Source organism: Mesobacillus zeae (assembly GCF_003570705.1).
Lineage (GTDB): Bacteria > Bacillota > Bacilli > Bacillales > Cytobacillaceae > Mesobacillus_C > Mesobacillus_C zeae.
The window spans coordinates 1-18313 of the sequence record NZ_QWVT01000033.1 but is presented as its reverse complement, the minus strand read 5'-3'; the positions used below and the strand labels follow the sequence as shown (position 1 = coordinate 18313).

The window sequence follows — 18313 nt, the reverse complement described above, 5'->3', positions numbered from 1 at the left end:
TGTTAGTTACTTGGTTACTCCCTAGTTACCGGGTTTTTACAAAACTAATGACTAACCAATTAACCAACAATTAACTAAGCTATATTGTTTCGTTAAGACTATGGGTAGCTCAACTTTCTAAAGATAAAAAGCCCCTATTTATATTGACGTCAGGGGCTAGACTATCATTTCCTTACTTTGTGTATCTCCATTACTTCTTCTAAATAGTTCAGCAACTCCGTTCTCAATTCTCCATCCTGCAATGCAAACTCAACCGTAGTCTTCACAAACCCAAATTTCTCACCCACATCATGCCTTTTACCTTCAAAGTCATAAGCAAAGACGCGTTGGATTTGGTTTAGTTTTTGGATGGCGTCGGTAAGCTGAATTTCTCCTCCCGCTCCTTTTTCCTGCTGGTCTAAGAACATGAAAATTTCAGGAGTAAGAATATAACGGCCCATTATTGCAAGATTGGATGGCGCTGTACCTTGCTTTGGTTTCTCAACGAAGTTCTGTACTTGATATTTTCGGCCTATTTGCACCGAGGGTTCAACAATTCCATACCGATGCGTTTCTTCGTCAGGCACTGTTTGCACCCCAATGACCGATGATAGAGTTTCTTCATATACATTCATAAGCTGTTTTAGACAAGGTGTTTCACTTTGGACAATGTCATCACCAAGGAGAACGGCAAATGGTTCATCACCGATGAAGTTTCTCGCACACCAGACGGCATGGCCAAGCCCTTTTGGTTCTTTCTGGCGGATATAGTGGATATCAGCAAGATTTGATGAGTAACGGACTTTTTCCAGCAAATCGAGTTTGCCTTTCTCCTCTAAATTTTGCTCAAGCTCCGACGCAAAATCAAAGTGATCTTCGATAGCCCGCTTGCCTTTACCTGTTACGATGATGATATCTTCAATCCCCGATTGGACGGCTTCTTCGACAATATATTGAATCGTAGGCTTATCCACGATTGGCAGCATTTCTTTCGGCATTGCTTTTGTGGCCGGCAGAAATCTTGTTCCAAGGCCCGCTGCAGGTATAATGGCTTTACGAATTTTCTTCATTGGTAACCCCCATGTTTACTTCGCCATTGATAGCGTTACATTTTCTCTTCTATTTGCCAAATTAATCACATATGTTTTCAGTTCATCGGCAGTAAAGTTCTCAAATCGCTCCAAAAGATATTCCATTTCCTTCTCCTGGTCATGCATGGCTTTTCCGATGAAGATACTCGGATAGATAGGCTCTGGATGGACTTCTTTTTCGTTGAGCAGTTCCTCGAACAACTTCTCTCCTGGACGGATTCCACTATAATGTAATCCAATTTCTTCTATAGTATAGCCTGACATTATGATCAGGTTTTTAGCTAGGTCGACAATCTTGACTGGTTCGCCCATATCGAGGACAAACACCTCTCCTCCACGCGCCAGCGATCCTGCCTGAATGACGAGGCGCGATGCTTCCGGAATGGTCATGAAATAGCGGGTCATGTCAGGATGCGTAACGGTAATGGGTCCGCCTGCCTTTATCTGTTTCTTGAACAACGGGATGACGCTGCCACGGCTTCCGAGTACATTTCCAAAACGGACGGCGACAAACTTCGTGTTGCTTTCCTGGTCCAGCTTCTGGATCACCATTTCCGCAACCCGTTTTGTCGATCCCATTACATTCGTCGGGTTAACCGCTTTATCGGAAGAAATCATCACGAACGTCTTCACACCAAACATATCAGCCGCTTCTGCCACATTCTTCGTCCCGAATACATTGTTCTTCACAGCTTCCCTTGGGTTATATTCCATCAATGGTACATGCTTATGCGCTGCCGCATGGTAAACGACATCAGGCTGATGCTGTTCCATCACTTCAAACATACGGTTACGGTCTTGAACATCTCCAATAACCGGTACGATATCGATTACATTTCCATATAAATTTCGAAGCTCCATATCAATTAAATAAATCGAATTTTCCCCGTGGCCAAGCAGCACGATTTTCGCCGGATTGAACTTGCAAATCTGCCGGCATATTTCCGAGCCGATTGAGCCTCCTGCCCCTGTGACAAGTACTGTTTTACCCGATACATATTCCGAGATACCGTCAATATCAAGCTCAACCGGTTCCCGCCCAAGCAAATCCTCAACCTGGACATCGCGGAACGAACTCACCGAGACACGCCCTAGCATGACATCTTCAATCTTGGGCATCGTTTGAGTTTTCACATTTGTCTTTGAGCATTCCTTAAAGATTCGATTTAATTCTTTTTTATCCAGTGAAGGAATTGCTATAACAATCAAGTCAATTTGAAACTTTACAATAGCTTCTTTAATGCTCTTCGTTGAACCCGCAACAGGAATCCCATGAATCTGCAGCCGAAGCTTGTTTCTGTCATCATCAATAAACGCCGCCGGGGAAAGCCCTAGTTCCGGATTATTCAATAACTGCCTCGCAACAAGCGAGCCTCCTTGCCCGGCCCCAATGATCAGCACCTTTTTCATTTCTTTCCTCGGCTTCATAAACGAGTCACGGTATACACGCCATGAAAATCGTGATCCACCTATCATTAGGAACTGAAGCATCCAGGCAGTAATCAGGGCTCTTATGTATACTTCATATCCAACGGCATATTGAAAGGCAACCATTCCAAGAACAGAAAACGTCACCGCTTTCACGATTCCAAGAAGTTCGCCAATGCTTGCATACTCCCATGCTTTATTGTAAAGCAGGAAAAATGAAGCAAATCCTTGATAACAGAGCAGCATGACTCCCCCACTCCAAATCAGTTGCCTCCCACCAAAAGTCTCAATTGATGGATGAAGCAGGATATAGCTTAAATACATTGCAGATAGTACAAACAATGAATCCAGTACGGCCAGGAATAGCAGCCGGTATCGATATCTCATTCCGATCCTCCTGTAACAACCTTTATTATCTTGTAATATCACCAAGTTAGAATTTCTATTCAAAATAAATATCTAACGAAAACATACGTTTAAGTACATTCGCTTTCGTTAGATATCTACAAATCGAAGAGACTATTAAATAAAATGGGCATCTAACCCATCCTCACATCATACTATCGACAACAGCGTGTCTAAGGCCTGCAAACCTGCATCCCACAGCATGATCGAGTGCCTCCATGGGTATCGGACAAGGAGGCATCGCCGGCCAGGTAAGGATTCTGGCACCAATTATGATGGCTGAGGTCAATACTAATTCCTCGGAATCTTTAAAAAATCCCAAGGAACTTCTTTTTCTTCACTCTCTCTGGAGCCTCCCTGAAGACATTGTTCCCCTCTATAAGGAGTTCAGCATTTTCCTGAAATAAATAGGTCATATCAGCCCCATATTGCGAGTGGATCGTGTCATAGGCTTCGCTCATCTTAAAACCACGCTTTTTTATATCATGTGCATCAGAAGCAATGAAATGGACAAGATTCGCCTGGATGAGCTCATGCGAAAAAGTTTTTACTCTTTTACCGAATTTCCCTGTAAGGGCAGAGGCGGTCAGTTGAGCCAAAGCTCCTTTTTTTATTAATTGATATAAAAGTTCGGGCTGCTCCTGAATTTCCTGGTTGCGCTCCGGATGGACAATGATTGGAACAAGCCCTTTCATCTGCAGATCGAACAATACCTGTTCCGTATATCGCGGAACATGTCCTGATGGTAGTTCAACAAACATATAGGAAGTGCCATTCAAAGTCTGGATTTCCCCTTTTTCGTAGTCATCAACGATTTCTCCATATATTGCCGTTTCCTGTCCAGGCAGTACGGTAAGCGGAATTCCTTTTTCCTGCAGAACCCTGTTCAAGCTGGCTACCTTTTCGATAATTGCCTGCTTCGGGTTTTCATATCGGTTGTTTCGATGGTGAGGGGTCGCAATAACAGTGTGGATACCGTCCTTAACAGCTGTTTGAGCCAAATTTAGGCTGTCTTCCATTAAACGGGCACCATCATCCACTCCACTTAAAATATGAGTATGTATGTCTATCACGATAAACCCCTCCTTATTTCAATTTTTGTCATTTTTCGGACTTAATATATACTTTTTTGTCGAATTCCTATCGAAAGGCTAATTTCCGTAATAATAATAGTAATCAGTGCTTTTAAGATCCTTATGGTTCAAGACTACACCAAGCAGTTTTGCTTTTGCTGAAATCAGCAATTCTTTAGCCTTGGCTGCACCATTTATTTCTGTTTTTCCACTGTATACGACAAGGATTGTGCCATCGCATTTATTGGCAAGGATTTGAGCATCAGTGACTGCGAGGACTGGTGGCGTATCGAATATAATAATATCAAACTGCTGCTTGGCTTCCTCCAAAAATGTATCCATGCTTGCGGATCCGAGCAACTCTGCAGGATTTGGCGGGATAGGCCCGCTCGACAGGATGAACAAGTTGGGAACATTCGTTTCCTCATAAGCATCTGCCAAAAACAGCTGCTTTGACAGTACTGTCGTTAAACCAAATGTATTCGTCACATTGAAAGTATAATGCGCTGTTGGTTTTCTCAGATCAGCATCCACAATCAAGACTTTTTTCTCCTGCTGCGCAAACGTAACAGCGAGATTTGCTGCAGTGGTCGATTTTCCCTCGGCTGGTCCTGAGGATGTAACCATGATTACTTGTACATTTTGATCAACTGCAGAAAATTGAATATTTGTTCTGATTGTCCGGTATTGTTCCGATACTGGTGACTTTGGATCATAGGAGGTTACTAGCTTTCTTCGCTGGCCTCCTAAAGTCTTTGCGGGTTTTCGCTTAAGAGCCAATGGATTCACCTCTTCTTGTTTTCTGGGCCGTTCTTCTTGTTTTCATTTCTTCCATTTTCGAATCCTCAATTATAGAAATCGCGCCAAGAACCGGTAACCCAAGCACTTTCTCGACATCTTGTTCATTTTTGACCGTATTGTCCATATAATCTAGAAGAAAGGCTAGACCAACGCCGCCCATCAATCCAACAATGAGAGCAATGGCGATATTCATAAATGGCCGTGGTGCTACAGGTGATTGGCCATCCACAACTGAGGCCTTTGCCAAAATACTGACATTATCAATGCTCATTATTTCGACAATCTTTTCTTTGAATACTTCCGCAATAGTATTGGCTATTGCTGCCGCTTGCTTGGCATCTTCATCCTTAACAGATATATTCACCACTTGCGAGTCTTTTTCGCTTCCGACGATAATCTTTTCATTTAATTCTTCTACCGTCAGTTTTAATTTCATGTTTTTGATAACCTGCTCCAAGACGACTGGGCTCTTAATGATGACATTATATGTATTGATTAGCTGCAGGTTTGTTTGAACCTCGCTTGGATTATAGACAGAAGCCTGATCGTTCTTCTTTTGACTTACAAGTATTTGCGTTGAAGCCTGATAAACTGGTGTCAGCACAAAGAAACTGACAATGCTACTTACCATGACGGCCGTTAATGTGATTGCTAATATAAGAGACATCCGCTTTTTAACGGTTCCCAACAGGTCCTTTAAGCTAATTGTTTCTTCCATATGTTCCTCCACAATTTTTTTTGCAAATCTTCAAGTATTATATCATGTAGCCTTGTAAAACTTGGTATACCTTGTCATAATTTTAATAATAATGTCACCTTTCCTTAATAAACATAATAACCCTTAATCTACCTCGAAAGGAACAGGTATATTGCAATTGAAAAATATTTTATTCCTATTAAAAGAAAAGGAGACAACAATGAAAAGACTAATTGTGGCTCTATTAGCAATTGGATGCGTTTCAATAACAATATTGGGGAGTCTGCACTGGAAAGAGAAAACGACCGTTACAACTACTCCGTCCATTCAAGCTGACGAAAATTCGGGTAATTTTAAACAGACATCCCAATTCCCAGCCTCCAGCAGGGAAACGTTAATCAAAAAATCATCAAATTGGCCAGAACAGGCCAAGGAGAACTTTGCTAAATCACTAAAGAAAAAACGCCCATATGTCATTTTGCTTGCCGGATCGACTGCGCTAGGGAATGGTGAAAGTGGATGGAGTTCAATTGTTGCAAAAAACTTAAACCAAACTTACGGTTCTGAGGTCAAGGTTGAGATTAGAGCCTATGACATGACCTCCCTTGAATTCCTTAACCAGGATAAGGAAGATGAATTGGCAGAACTGAAGCCGGATCTCACAGTTCTTGAACCTTTTACATTGAAGGATAACGGGAACGTCCGCATTGAGGATACTCTTTCTAATATATCCATTATTAAGAGCAGTCTGGAGAAAAGCAACTCTGACAGCACCTTAATACTTCAGCCTCCTCATCCGCTTTACCAGGCAAATTATTATCCTGTCCAGGTACAATCATTGAAACAGTATGCAGAAGATAATAATCTAACCTACCTGGACCATTGGACCGCCTGGCCTGACTCTAACAGTGAAGAACTCAAATCATACATTGAAGAAGGACAGGATACCCCGAGCAGCAAGGGGCATGCATTATGGGCTGAATATATAACAGACTACCTCATTTCCGAGAACTAATTTTAAAGGAGTCCGGCGTTTCGCCAGACTCCTTTTCAAATAAAGAATTACTAAATTTGCCCTACCAATAATGTCATTACTGAAGTAATAAATATGGTTAGTACAATAAATAAAGCATACATAATAATCGTATTCCGCTTTTTCTTTCTTGATTTTTCCTCCGGTGTCAATGAGTGATAGTTTGACATTACAATTTCCCTTTCTTCCCATGGCTTTAATTCTAGAACATTCTCTAAAAAGATGTTTCTCTTTTACTTTCATTTTATCGAAAATTTTTTAAAAAAATTTATATTTTTCTATACTCGTATTTGTAGATTTTGTGTCGAACCCTCATTTTGTATCAGTCTGATTCCCCCATGGAGCTACGCAAGTCAGCCTTGAGGTCTTCCATGATTCGTTCAATTGTGATCTCGTTGTCTGTCAGTCCTTTTTCATAAACCTTTTTCATGACGTCGAAAAATAGTTCCTGGTCAAATCCCATCTTCCCCTGAAAGTGTTCCACCGACAAGAACCTCCCTAATTCTCCAATATTTACATTTTAAAACACCGAAAATGAATTGTATATACATTACCAACTAAACATTTGGACAACATGTGTCGATATATAAAAAGCAGATAGTTTTTCATAATTTCGCGCGAACGAATCTCATATGATTCTATATACCTATTATTATATGGTAGAATAGACTCATAAATCTATTGATAAAGGAGCGTGATTAAAGAAAATGATGAAGAAAGTCGCATCACTGGCCGCATTCGCCGTTCTTTCATCCGCTGCATTCGCCGCCAGCCCTGCATCCGCCTCAACAAATACATATCATGTACAAAAAGGCGACACTCTCAGTCACATTGCCAAAAAGTACTCCACGAGCATTTCAGAATTAAAGCGTCTGAACGGCCTCTCCTCTGATTTAATTTATGTTCAGCAGACGTTAAAGGTCACGGCTTCAAAGGGATCAGCATCCTCACACAAGCCAAATCAGCCTTCATCCAAGGGCAGTTCAGCAAAGCAGCACACCGTTGTAAAAGGTGATACGCTGGGCAAGATTGCTAGCCGATATCGTGTGTCGGTTGCTAATTTGATGGAATGGAACAAATTAAAAAACACATTAATCTATCCTGGCCAAAGACTGTCGGTGTCCGGAAAGAATTCTGGGTCGTCCAACCGAGTCCCTTCACCAAAGCCGCCAGCTCCTGCTCCGCCAGCAAACGTAAAAATCCATACGGTCCAAAAAGGCGACAGCCTGAGCAAAATCGCCAGCAAGTACCGTGTGACGGTGGCAAAGCTGATGGAATGGAACAGACTGAAAAACACGATCATCTATCCAGGCCAGAAGCTGTCCGTCTCCGGCAAGAGCTCCGGATCATCGAATCCAGCGCCTAAGCCGCCGGTCAAACCGGTAGCGCCGCCAGCAGGTACAGCGACATATAAGGTACAAGGCGGAGACAGTCTGAGCAGAATCGCAATTCAATTCAACGTCACCGTCAGAGACTTGAAAGCATGGAACGGATTGAAAAGCGATGTCATCTATGTGGGACAGACGCTAAAGGTAAGCGCGGCCGGCGCTGTCATACCACCATCGAACAAGCCTTCCGTACCCGCTGATGGAAATATCGGTACTGCTGCCATTGCACAGGCAAAAGCAGTCATGGGCACACCATATGTATGGGGAGGGAGCCAGCCAGGCGGCTTTGACTGCAGCGGGCTAATTTACTATTCATTCACCAAGGCCGGAAAAAGTATCGGCCGATTATCCGCGGAGGGCTACTATAACCGCAGCTCCTATGTCAGCAAGCCGCAGCCGGGAGACCTGGTTTTCTTTGAGAATACGTATAAAAAAGGAATCTCACATATCGGCATCTATCTCGGCAACAACGAATTCATCCATGCCAATACAGGTGTTGGCGTAGCGGTCTCCAGCCTGAATTCAAGCTACTACAAAAAACATTTTGAAGGATTTAAGAGATTCTATTAATCTCTACTATATAGCCTCCCATACCGGAAGCTAAACCTATAGCCTGCCCCTACATGGAGGCAGGCTTTTGTCATAGTCTGGAAATACTCAAAAAAAACGCCTGGACACTTCCCAGGCGTTTTACTCTTTATCTTTTAGAAAAACCGATCATGATGTATTTGGTAATGGAACGGGCGCTTGCCTCTTTGAATGGCTGCTTTGCCAAATGGTCTATGTTGAGCGGGGTAAAGAATGGATCGCCTGCCTTCTTGATGTCTTCAGGTCTCTTGGCGACGAGCTCTTTCTTCTTGACGCCACCCTCCGCTTCCACTCTTCCGTGACGCTGAATGCCTTTCTTGAACTTGCGCTTTTCCACTTTCCCAGACTCGTTCAAGATATAGACGTAGCTCTTCTTGCCTTCCTTCTCAACAGCTTTCTCCGACACTGTAGCCGCATCGAGCACCTTGTCCGTTACAACCTGCACGTCTACATGCGAGCCTTGGACAATCTTTTTGCTGTCTTCATCAAGCTCAATTTCGTACGGAAACTGGCTTTTTTTCTTCACGGAAGGCTTTTCTTCCGGGTACGTGGAGATTTTCGTCAGCATTCCGGGAACTTTCCCTTTAAACAGGCTTGAAGTGACATACACCTCCATGCCTTCCTCCACCTTTTTCAGGTCGGACTCCGCAAAGGTCCCTTCCACTTTCGGCTTGTCAGAAATGATTGTCATGATTGGGTTTTCAAGCTTGTAGTTCACATCCTTGACGACGCCTGTCACATCGCTGTTGATGCCGAGCCCATCCTCTTCATTTTCTGACTGGAGCAATTCATCGTACTTGCCGATTTCTGCCAAGATCCGGTTTTTTTCCGTCTGCTTGTCGAAAATTTCTTTTTCAATCGAGGCGCTCAAGAGCTCCCCGTTGCCTGCAGGAGGAGGCGTTCCATATGTGCCGTCTCCCGTTACAGCAGTGCTGCTTCCAGAAGAAGAGGATACGGATTTCAAATAGGTGAGCTGCTGGATCTGCTCATCAATCAAAGCGGCTTCCCGGGCAAGCTGGCTTTTTTCACTTTCCAGCTCCTTGCGGCCGGAGTCTCCTTCATCGGACGCATAATGGTACAGCGGCGTTCCCTCGTCGACCTTGTCGCCTTTTTTCACAAGGAATTCCTTGAATCCGCCTGGTTTTTCATTGTAATACACATGATGCTCTTCCAACGGTGTGACTACTCCAGCCGTGCCGAGGGTTAATTTCAGGTCCTCCGACTTTGTCTGCTCCCAGGAATTGAGATAGGTAGAGCGCTTGGCTTTGGCATCGTCTTTCATGGACAGATAAAGATTGCCTGATACAAATACCGCTCCTGCCGCAAGCAGGATTGTTGCCTTCTTCTTCATTTTCCTTTGCCTCCCCGTTACACAAGCTTCTCAAACTGGATGATGGAGAATAGCGATGACAATAGCCAAAGGGCGACGTTCAATCCGATGACCATGCCGAGAACTGCCCCTCTGCTTTTATCGGTGAGCACTTTAATATATGTGTATTGGACGAACATCGCCCAAATCTTGAAAATCGTAATCGATGCGAGAAAATAAACAATAAAGCTATTGCCCGTTATGTACTGCCCCAGCACGCCGAGAGAAAAAGGTGACGAGATTTCCGGCAGTCCAAGCGTCACTGCAAGGATCATTTCTGCCGTTTTTTCAAGAAGCAGGATGGCGAGCACGAGAAACTGTATGTAAAGAAACTTATCGAGACCTGTATCGGTCAGCGACCAGAAAAACAAAGCCGGGACAAACAGAATACCCGCTCCATAAAACATGCCCCAGAGAACCTGGCCAGCCACAAACAGAGATTTATGCATCTCATATTCCGCTCCCGAAATGCTTGTCAGCTTTTTCGAAAGATATTCAGATCCCACGCCGAAATAGGCGCTCATGCCAAAGACGAGACAGCTTGCCAAAACCATCAGGATGGCGCTCCGCCACAGCCCCTTCATACTTTCACTATCGCGGATTTGGTGTGATTGGTAATTCGGATTCTTGAGGCCGTTATAAAGCATCATGATTATTTTCCCCCACGTTGTCTCCAAATGAATTGATGTTTCTATTGTAGCTTATAGGAAAAATTTGTTGTTTTATTTCTTCATATATTCATCGTTTTGTCGTAATTGAATTATTGGGTTTGACACATTTCGCCTGTATCAATGATAGTTTAACATCACCCCTTCTTTAAGAAGACTCCTTTTATAAGAATAATTCAGCCTGCGATATGGGAAATCCTCCTTTTTTTCTAAAATGAAAAAGATTTGTCCGAATGTCATGATGGTTTATGGAGCCAATGCGCCATTGTCTTCATGAATGTAAGGGAAACCTTCCCTAAAATCACCTTCCCACTCCTATCTCGCACAATTTTTAGTTATAATAAAAGAATATGGTTTTTTCAATGGGATTGGTTTTCCAGTCTGAATGGATTTGCTTATGAATTTTATTTCTTTTATATAGGAAGCTTTGAGAAATTAAGCCCGATTGGCGGACAGCCAAAACGGCTTGTGAAGGGGAGGAATGGCAGGTGGCACTGATATCGGAAGCAATCGTACAACAGCTTAAAAGCGCTGCTGTTAAAGTGGCGGGGCTTCTGAGGCCTGAGGTGGAAGAGGATGCGCGCATTTTCCAGAAAGGATTGATGCTGTATCGTCAGGGCCTTGTCCATCATCAAAAGTTAATGGCCAACTCCATCTGGGCGACGGTCCAGGATGTAACCCCTGCCCGGATCTATATCTCACTTGAGGACCCTGAGGACAGCAGCTGCACATGCCCGGCGCAGGGCTTCTGCCGGCACAGGATGGCCGCATTCATGCATTCTTACTCCCAGGCAGACAGCGTGTCGGATTGGGTGGAAGAGTGGCGGAAACCGGCGAAGGAAATGAATATTGCGAGCCAGCTCGGCCTTCAGCGGGCAAAGGACCTGATCAAAACAGGCGGGACGCTCGCATACGACTATGACTGCTGGATTGATTCTTTTAAAAATACCTTCCGTGAGATCATGAACTCATATGGGAAGCCGACTCCCTATGTGATTTCCAACCTCGTGCAGGCCTACCTTCGGAAAGTGGAGGCATCCGCGCCGTTCAAGAAGGAGTGGAAGGAGCTTTACGACCTAATAGGCTCCATCGAGGCTTTCCACCTTCTTTCGGAGCTGAGCGAGGAGCTCGGCTATTCGGGCGAGACGATTGAACGGTATTATGGCTATGTGTTCGACTCGCTCACCGACAAGATCGAATTGACTGCGGAAGAGATGTCATTGTTATCACTGCCGTTTGACTTCGACCCTTTTATCGAAAAAATTGCCGCAAACACTTCACGGCTTGTCGAGCATTCAGGCATGTTTGATTTTGAACGTATTCACCTGTACCGTATCCTCTGGACAAGTATGCTGAAGAAAACGGTATGGCGTGATGCGGAACGGGAAAGGCTTGAAAAGTTCGGTGAAGGCAAAAGATTGTTTGCCGAGGAGATTGCGCTTGCCCACCATTACTTTTTAACGAAACGTGATAAAGAAACGCTTGAAATCGTGAAGCGGAACGGTCGCCCGGCACTCCCCTGCCTTTTTTACTGGCTTGATGAGCTGCCGCGCGCGCGCGAATGGAGCCGGATGGGTTCTTACGCCGATTTGCTTGTGCAGCAGATTCGGGTTTACCTCGCTGATACTGACGACTATTATGCAGGTCGGGTGTTCGTCAAGCACTCGGTCAAAGCGGTCTCCCTGTACTGCCGGGAAACCGGGAAGCTGGATTTGCTTGAGCGCCTGATGAACCAGTCCCTGCCCTACAGCTTTGTTGAATATGAAAGTTTTTTATTCGAAAAAGGCGATTACGAAAAGTGGAGCGAGCTGTACACCTACGCCAACTTCGATGCGCTTGAACTGCCCAATGACAAAATCAAGATTGTGCAAAAAGAGAATCCAGCAGTACTGCTGCCCATCCTGCATCACGCGACGGACATGTTCATTTCACAAAAGAATCGTGCCAGCTACCGCCAGGCCGTGCGCCTTTTAAAAAAGCTGCGCACCATCTATAAGAAATTAAAGCGCGTTGGTGAATGGGAAATGTTCTTCGAAAAGCTTCTTACGCGTACAAAGCGCCTCCGCGCCTTTCACGAAGAATGCGCGCGTAGCAAGCTGATTGAGGTGCAGGAGGACTAACGGATTGGGCTTGGGTGGTCTTGGTGCAGGTGTTAATGGTGCCGAGGAACATTGTTCGTATGGTGTTCCGGCAGAGAATGCGGATGAAAAACATAGATTGTAATTTTATTACATCTACTTGGAATATATTCACGTTAATCGGGAATATATCATACCTAATCGGGAATAACTCGGCCGTAATCGGGAATAAACACCAGCTAACCGGGAATAAAACTTTTCCCGCCACCTATCGACAGGCTTAACACCCAATTTTCAAGCTAAAAACGAGCGGATGATGTGCTTTTTCATTATATTTGCTGAAAATGAATGGGTTTTAATAAAAAAAGTAACTGTAAAAAGCGTGCGGCGGATTTTCATGATGCATCGCAGCCAGAGCAGCGGGATTTAAGCTGCCTGTGCTCGGGACTTACCACACAAGTGCGTCAGAGCTCCCTGCACCGCACAACAGAAACTGCTGAGATTAACCATCAGGAAGGAGCATGCTTCCATGCTTAAATCTAGACAAATAGAAATACACACTGTCCCATTGGGCAGCGGGAGCTATTTCCTTTACGCACTGGATGAAAAAGAAGAAATGCTTGGGATCCTGCAATGGAAGCATCTCCTTTTTAACAGGCATAAAGAAAGTTTTTACGGAACGATGCTTAATGACGGCGTCCATATGGGGAAAGTAGGCCTCGTCGTGAGCGGCTGGCAGCTGGTTACGCTGTTTGCCGAGGAAAGCTTCAACATGATGGTGGAATGGGAATGGGATGAGCTATCAGAGCTCTGTCTCGCATCCGCGCACAAAATTCATGAAGCGATCGTCGAGAAGGATTGGCATCCTGACTTTGCCGCCCTTGGGGATGGAGAATTCCGCTGGTCGCTGCCAGAACAAGTGATTGAGGAATTCCACGCTGATTTCTGGGAAAGGACGATTCGCGAGCAAGGGGAGGATTGGCCCGTCAAGGAGTTCATCTCCAATTTATTCCATGACGCGCTCGAGGCTTATTTTAATGAAAATGAGAGCCTGAAGTACCTGCTTGGCGAAAAACTGGACCTTCTTCACAATAAAGAGCTTTCCGCCGAGCAGCTGGCTGCTTACTTTGATGAGGCGCGCTGGCTTGAATGGATTGGCCTTAAGGAGGATCCCTCACCGTTCACCCTTGGTATACGGCTGGAAGAACCGCTTGAGGATGATGGCAGCTGGGAGCTGAATTTGTTTTTGCGCGGGAAGCAGCAGCCGAATATGCTTATTGATGCGAGGGATTATGCATCCTACCCTGCTGACTGGGAAGGGTTCCTTGAAAAAATTGAAGCCGAAGAAGCGCGGCTTGCCAATACTTTTCCCTGGCTTGAAGAAGACGGCCGCATACGTGCCCACCTTAACGAAGAGGAAGCGTGGCTGTTTTTAACAGAAGCGAGCGAAACGATGATGGCCCTTGGCATCGAAATTCTTTTGCCATCATGGTGGGAAGCCGTGAGAAATGCCAACCTGAGAGTCAAAGCAAAGCTTAAGAGCAAAGGCGGCTACCGCAGGTCGTTCGTCGGCCTGAACGCATTGGTCGATTACGATTGGCGCTTCTCCATGAATGGTGTTGACCTGTCCGAAGAAGAGTTCCAGCGGCTTGTCAATGAAAAAAGGCGGCTCGTGTTCATGCGCGGACGCTGGATCAAGCTTGACCACGGCTTTATCCGCCAAATCCAGACGCTTATGAAAAAAGCCGACAAGGAAGGCTTGCATATTCGCGACCTTCTGCAGCAGGAGCTCGCCGATCCGGATGTGGAGCCTTCGGAGGAGCTTGACGATCCGCGTGCTTTTGCCAAAATCCAGATTGAGCTGAACCGGCACTGGAAGCAAATGATCACACAGCTTAAGGAAACAAAAGAAATTCCCGATGTACCGCTGCCTGCCGGGCTGAACGGCGAGCTAAGGCCTTATCAGAAGCTTGGCATGAACTGGCTTTTGTTCCTGCGCCAGTACGGATTTGGCGCGGTTCTCGCCGACGATATGGGCCTCGGGAAGACCATCCAGCTGATTTCGTACCTGCTCGGTGTAAAAGAGCAGGAAAAAGAGCTATCCCCTGCCCTGATCATTTGCCCGACATCGGTGCTTGGCAACTGGCAAAAAGAAATCGAACGGTTTGCGCCAGAGCTGAATGTCCATCTGCATTACGGTGCAGGCCGGATAAAAGGCGAAAAACTCACCGATACGCTCCAGGATGCGGATATTGTCCTCACCTCGTACGGATTGACGCATCTCGATTTCGAGGAGCTTGAACCAGTCGAGTGGAGCACGGTGGTAATCGACGAGGCGCAGAACATCAAAAATGCCGATACGAAGCAGTCTCGAGCGGTTCGGAAGCTCAATGGCCGCCACCATATCGCCCTCACAGGGACACCGATGGAGAACAGGCTCTCTGAGCTATGGTCGATTTTCGACTTCACGAACCGCGGCTATCTCGGCACCGCGGGACAGTTCCAGAAACAATTCATCGTCCCGATCGAGAAGGACGGTGAAAAAGAACAAATTGCCAGGCTGCAAGGGTTGATCCGCCCGTTCCTCCTCCGCAGGACGAAGAAGGATGAGGAAGTTGCCCTGAACCTGCCGGACAAAGTCGAACAGAAGGAATACTGCCCGCTTTCCGCCGAGCAGGCTTCCCTGTACGAGCAGCTCGTCAAGGATACATTTGCAAAAATCGAGGAGCTGTCGGCGTTTGAGCGGAAAGGCTTGATCTTGCAGATGCTTGGCCGACTGAAGCAGCTCTGCAACCATCCGGCGCTTTATCTGAAAGAAGAGCACCCAGCCGAGCTTATCACCCGCTCAGCAAAAATGGAGAAGTTGATTGACCTGACAGGCAGTGTGCTCGATCAGGAAGAAAGCTGCATTATTTTCACCCAGTACATCGGAATGGGCGAAATGATCCGCACCGCATTGAAGGATTCCTATAATGTCGAGGTGCCGTTCCTGCACGGCAGCATGCCAAAAACGAAGCGCGATGATTTGATCCAGCAGTTCCAGGAGCGGAAATTCCCGATCTTCCTGCTGTCGCTTAAAGCGGGCGGCACTGGCCTTAACCTGACCGCAGCCAACCATGTGATCCACTATGACCGCTGGTGGAACCCGGCCGTTGAGAATCAGGCGACCGACCGCGCTTACCGCATCGGTCAAAGCAGGTTCGTGCACGTGCACAAGCTGATCAGCACAGGCACGCTTGAAGAAAAAATTGATATGATGCTCGAGAAAAAGCAAACGCTAAACGACCAGATTCTCCAGAGCGAAAGCTGGATCACCGAAATGTCCACAGCCGACCTGCATGCGCTGGTGAACCTGGCGTAGCAGGTGCGGGATGAGCTGGGTTGAGTTAGATCGAATTCAGTTAGTGTAAGCCGCCGGGGCAATAGCTCCGGTGGCTTTTTTTGAGGGTTCGTTAAAGATTTTTTTCCACCTTGAGGAGAGTGGAATTCATCTCATCATTCATTTAAACTAATCTGTGTTATGGTAATTAAATCATATTCCTAAAAGCTGGCCTACATTCACTAGATTCCATTGTTGATAACTTTACCTTCTCCATATCATTTCTGCAATTCCGCAATCTCTTCTTTTTGATCAGCAATAATTTGCATAGTTGCACTCATTTGTTCGAGTGCAATTTGAAGTTGTAAAGCATATTGTTTTAGTTCGTTTTCTGGTTGTTGCTGCGTTGCTGCTGTTGTTATTGCGGTTTCTTTTTCAACTTCAATATTTCTTGCAACCATGCGGGTTAAACCATCCTCGATATCCGTTGCGGTTAGGTTGCGTTTAAATCCTTCCGCAATAAACCGCAATACCTCGACTGTCTCGGGTCTATATCTTTTTTTTCTTCCTTCACCAACAGATGGTATGTAATCTTCGAAACGATCTCTATAAAATCTTGCTGTAGATTCAGCAAGATTTTATTGTTTTGCGATCTGGGCCATAGTTAATAATTGTTTTTCCAATTTGTAACCCTCCTAATCTAGGGAATGGAATATTATATTATATTAACTTTCTACAGCAGTTCTGCAATAACCTACCACCCTATGGGAAATAGAAATAACTTTAATTTTCCTTGTTGAACTAAAGGGGTTAGTTGAACAAGGAATTGAAGAAACAAAAAGAGAATAGGTACTGTTAGTTAAAATGATTTTTATAGAAAGAAGGATTAATATGGCATATTGCAAAGTTCGCCAAGCTGAAATACATTATAAAGATTTAGGGGAAGGTAAACCAATTTTAATGATACACGGTTATTCTCCGGACCATCGATTAATGAGTGGTTGTATGGAACCTATATTTACTAAGAGGGAGGGTTGGCGACGTATTTATATTGACCTACCTGGAATGGGATTAACAAAAGAATATAACGAAATAAGCAGTTCTGATGAAATGTTGAATGCTGTTTTAGATTTTATTCAAGCTGTAATTCCTAACCAAGAGTACGTAATTGCTGGGGAATCTTACGGTGGCTATATAGCTAGGGGCATTATTGAAAAGCATCAAGAACAAATACTCGGTGCAGCATTTATATGTCCTGTTATTATTCCTCTTCCAGAAAATAGAACAGTTGAGAAACATAAAATATTGAGAACGGATGAAAAGTTTATTGAAAATTTATCAAAGGATGAATTAGAAGATTTTAGAAATAACAACATTGTACTTGATGAGTACACATGGTTAAGGTACAACAAAGAAATTCTAAGTGGTTGTAAAATTGGAGATGAAAAGTTTCTAAATAAAGTTAAGAATAAATATGGGTTTTCTTTTAAGATTGACCAGTCTGATTTTATTAAACCCAGTGTATTCCTGTTAGGAAGACAAGACTCTTCGGTTGGATATAAAGATGCTCTTGACATAGTAAACAAGTATCCGCGAGGAACATTTGCTGTATTGGATATAGCAGGTCACAATTTACAAATTGAACAACCACAACTTTTTAGCACTCTATTAAATGAATGGTTGGATAGAATTGAAGAGTTCCAAAACTAATACTTAACGCAGTAAGTGAAGTTTGTGAAATATTGTACGAACGGGTGCTTTACTTCAATAAGAGAGTTGCTTCGACAGCTCTTTTTCTTAAGGAGGGGCAGTTGAAGAAGCGTAGTATGGTCGAACTGTGAATTAACAACTCCCAATCTCCTAATAAATTTTGTGTTTCTTTATAAGAGACGATAGGAGGGTATAAAATTGAAGGTATTACACAATTACATCCAGGCAACAAACACTCATAAATTTGATGAAGTTAAAAAATTTCTTCATCCTAATGCTGTTTATTTCTTCTCAGATCGAAATTGTACAACTCACGAAGAAATACAGACATATTTTGAAAACGCATGGTCAATTGTTAAAAATGAAAACTACGAAGCACAAGAAGTGCACTGGCTATTCACAGGAAGTAACTCGGCAACTTGTACTTATACCTATTTCTATGAAGGCTTTGTCAATGATAAATATGCAAGCGGCCATGGAAGGGCCACAAATGTATTCGTCAAAGAATCCGATGTCTGGCTTTTAATTCACGAGCATTTAAGTCCCTTACCAAATAATTTTTGAAAGAGAGACGTTCTATACTACTAGACGTCTTTTTTATTCACTTCACATAATAAGTCAACACTACAATAAGTCTTGTCCAACGGGTGCGTTCGTATTATAAGGTTAACCAGTTTTTACTGGTT

At 44.3% G+C, this 18313-nt stretch carries 15 protein-coding genes; 6 read left to right on the top strand and 9 right to left on the bottom strand.

Features of this window, described 5'->3' with window-relative positions:
* Positions 1-164: 164 nt before the first annotated feature.
* From galU to D1970_RS18075, 5 genes are all read right to left on the bottom strand, one after another.
* Entirely contained in the window at positions 165-1049 is an 885-nt protein-coding gene (gene galU / locus D1970_RS18095; RefSeq protein ID WP_119114262.1) for a UTP--glucose-1-phosphate uridylyltransferase GalU, read from the bottom strand.
* 15 nt (positions 1050-1064) lie between these two features.
* Positions 1065-2885 (bottom strand): polysaccharide biosynthesis protein, encoded by a 1821-nt coding sequence (locus D1970_RS18090; protein ID WP_119114261.1) that lies wholly within the window; start codon positions 2883-2885, stop codon positions 1065-1067.
* A gap of 326 nt (positions 2886-3211) precedes the next feature.
* Positions 3212-3976: a tyrosine-protein phosphatase gene (locus D1970_RS18085; protein ID WP_119114260.1), complete on the bottom strand. Its 765-nt coding sequence runs from the start codon at positions 3974-3976 to the stop codon at positions 3212-3214.
* A gap of 78 nt (positions 3977-4054) precedes the next feature.
* Positions 4055-4756, bottom strand: a complete 702-nt coding sequence (locus tag D1970_RS18080) for a CpsD/CapB family tyrosine-protein kinase (protein WP_119114259.1) — start codon at positions 4754-4756, stop codon at positions 4055-4057.
* The gene (locus tag D1970_RS18075; protein ID WP_119114258.1) at positions 4746-5495 is read right to left on the bottom strand and encodes a YveK family protein; all 750 of its coding nucleotides are present in this window, start codon (positions 5493-5495) and stop codon (positions 4746-4748) included. Before D1970_RS18075 ends, D1970_RS18080 begins: the two co-directional genes overlap by 11 nt.
* 199 nt (positions 5496-5694) lie before the next feature.
* On the opposite strand from D1970_RS18075, the gene D1970_RS18070 reads away from it, so the two are divergent.
* A complete protein-coding gene (locus D1970_RS18070) occupies positions 5695-6489 on the top strand; it encodes an SGNH/GDSL hydrolase family protein (protein WP_142921030.1) in 795 nt (264 codons plus the stop codon).
* A gap of 340 nt (positions 6490-6829) precedes the next feature.
* On the opposite strand, the gene D1970_RS22490 is transcribed toward D1970_RS18070, so the two are convergent.
* Positions 6830-6991 (bottom strand): YwzD family small protein, encoded by a 162-nt coding sequence (locus D1970_RS22490; RefSeq protein WP_181213430.1) that lies wholly within the window; start codon positions 6989-6991, stop codon positions 6830-6832.
* A gap of 223 nt (positions 6992-7214) precedes the next feature.
* On the opposite strand from D1970_RS22490, the gene D1970_RS18065 reads away from it, so the two are divergent.
* The gene (locus D1970_RS18065) at positions 7215-8465 is read left to right on the top strand and encodes a C40 family peptidase (RefSeq protein WP_181213431.1); all 1251 of its coding nucleotides are present in this window, start codon (positions 7215-7217) and stop codon (positions 8463-8465) included.
* A gap of 127 nt (positions 8466-8592) precedes the next feature.
* On the opposite strand, the gene D1970_RS18060 is transcribed toward D1970_RS18065, so the two are convergent.
* Positions 8593-9834 carry an efflux RND transporter periplasmic adaptor subunit gene (locus D1970_RS18060; protein ID WP_119114256.1) on the bottom strand — a complete coding sequence of 414 codons (1242 nt, stop codon included), beginning with the start codon at positions 9832-9834 and terminating at the stop codon, positions 8593-8595.
* A gap of 17 nt (positions 9835-9851) precedes the next feature.
* On the bottom strand, positions 9852-10502 hold the full coding sequence (locus tag D1970_RS18055; RefSeq protein WP_119114255.1) for a hypothetical protein: 651 nt from the start codon (positions 10500-10502) through the stop codon (positions 9852-9854).
* A 506-nt stretch (positions 10503-11008) separates the two neighbouring features.
* On the opposite strand from D1970_RS18055, the gene D1970_RS18050 reads away from it, so the two are divergent.
* Positions 11009-12640: an SWIM zinc finger family protein gene (locus D1970_RS18050; protein ID WP_119114254.1), complete on the top strand. Its 1632-nt coding sequence runs from the start codon at positions 11009-11011 to the stop codon at positions 12638-12640.
* 487 nt (positions 12641-13127) lie between these two features.
* The gene (locus D1970_RS18045) at positions 13128-15959 is read left to right on the top strand and encodes a DEAD/DEAH box helicase (protein ID WP_119114253.1); all 2832 of its coding nucleotides are present in this window, start codon (positions 13128-13130) and stop codon (positions 15957-15959) included.
* Between the two features lie 236 nt (positions 15960-16195).
* Here D1970_RS18045 and D1970_RS18040 read toward each other — a convergent pair whose 3' ends face one another.
* The gene (locus D1970_RS18040) at positions 16196-16447 is read right to left on the bottom strand and encodes a hypothetical protein (RefSeq protein ID WP_246370268.1); all 252 of its coding nucleotides are present in this window, start codon (positions 16445-16447) and stop codon (positions 16196-16198) included.
* 361 nt (positions 16448-16808) lie between these two features.
* Here D1970_RS18040 and D1970_RS18035 point away from each other — a divergent pair, with 361 nt between their 5' ends.
* A complete protein-coding gene (locus tag D1970_RS18035; protein WP_119114251.1) occupies positions 16809-17627 on the top strand; it encodes an alpha/beta fold hydrolase in 819 nt (272 codons plus the stop codon).
* Positions 17628-17825: 198 nt separating this feature from the next.
* The gene (locus tag D1970_RS18030; RefSeq protein ID WP_119114250.1) at positions 17826-18191 is read left to right on the top strand and encodes a YybH family protein; all 366 of its coding nucleotides are present in this window, start codon (positions 17826-17828) and stop codon (positions 18189-18191) included.
* The last annotated feature ends 122 nt before the right edge of the window (positions 18192-18313 follow it).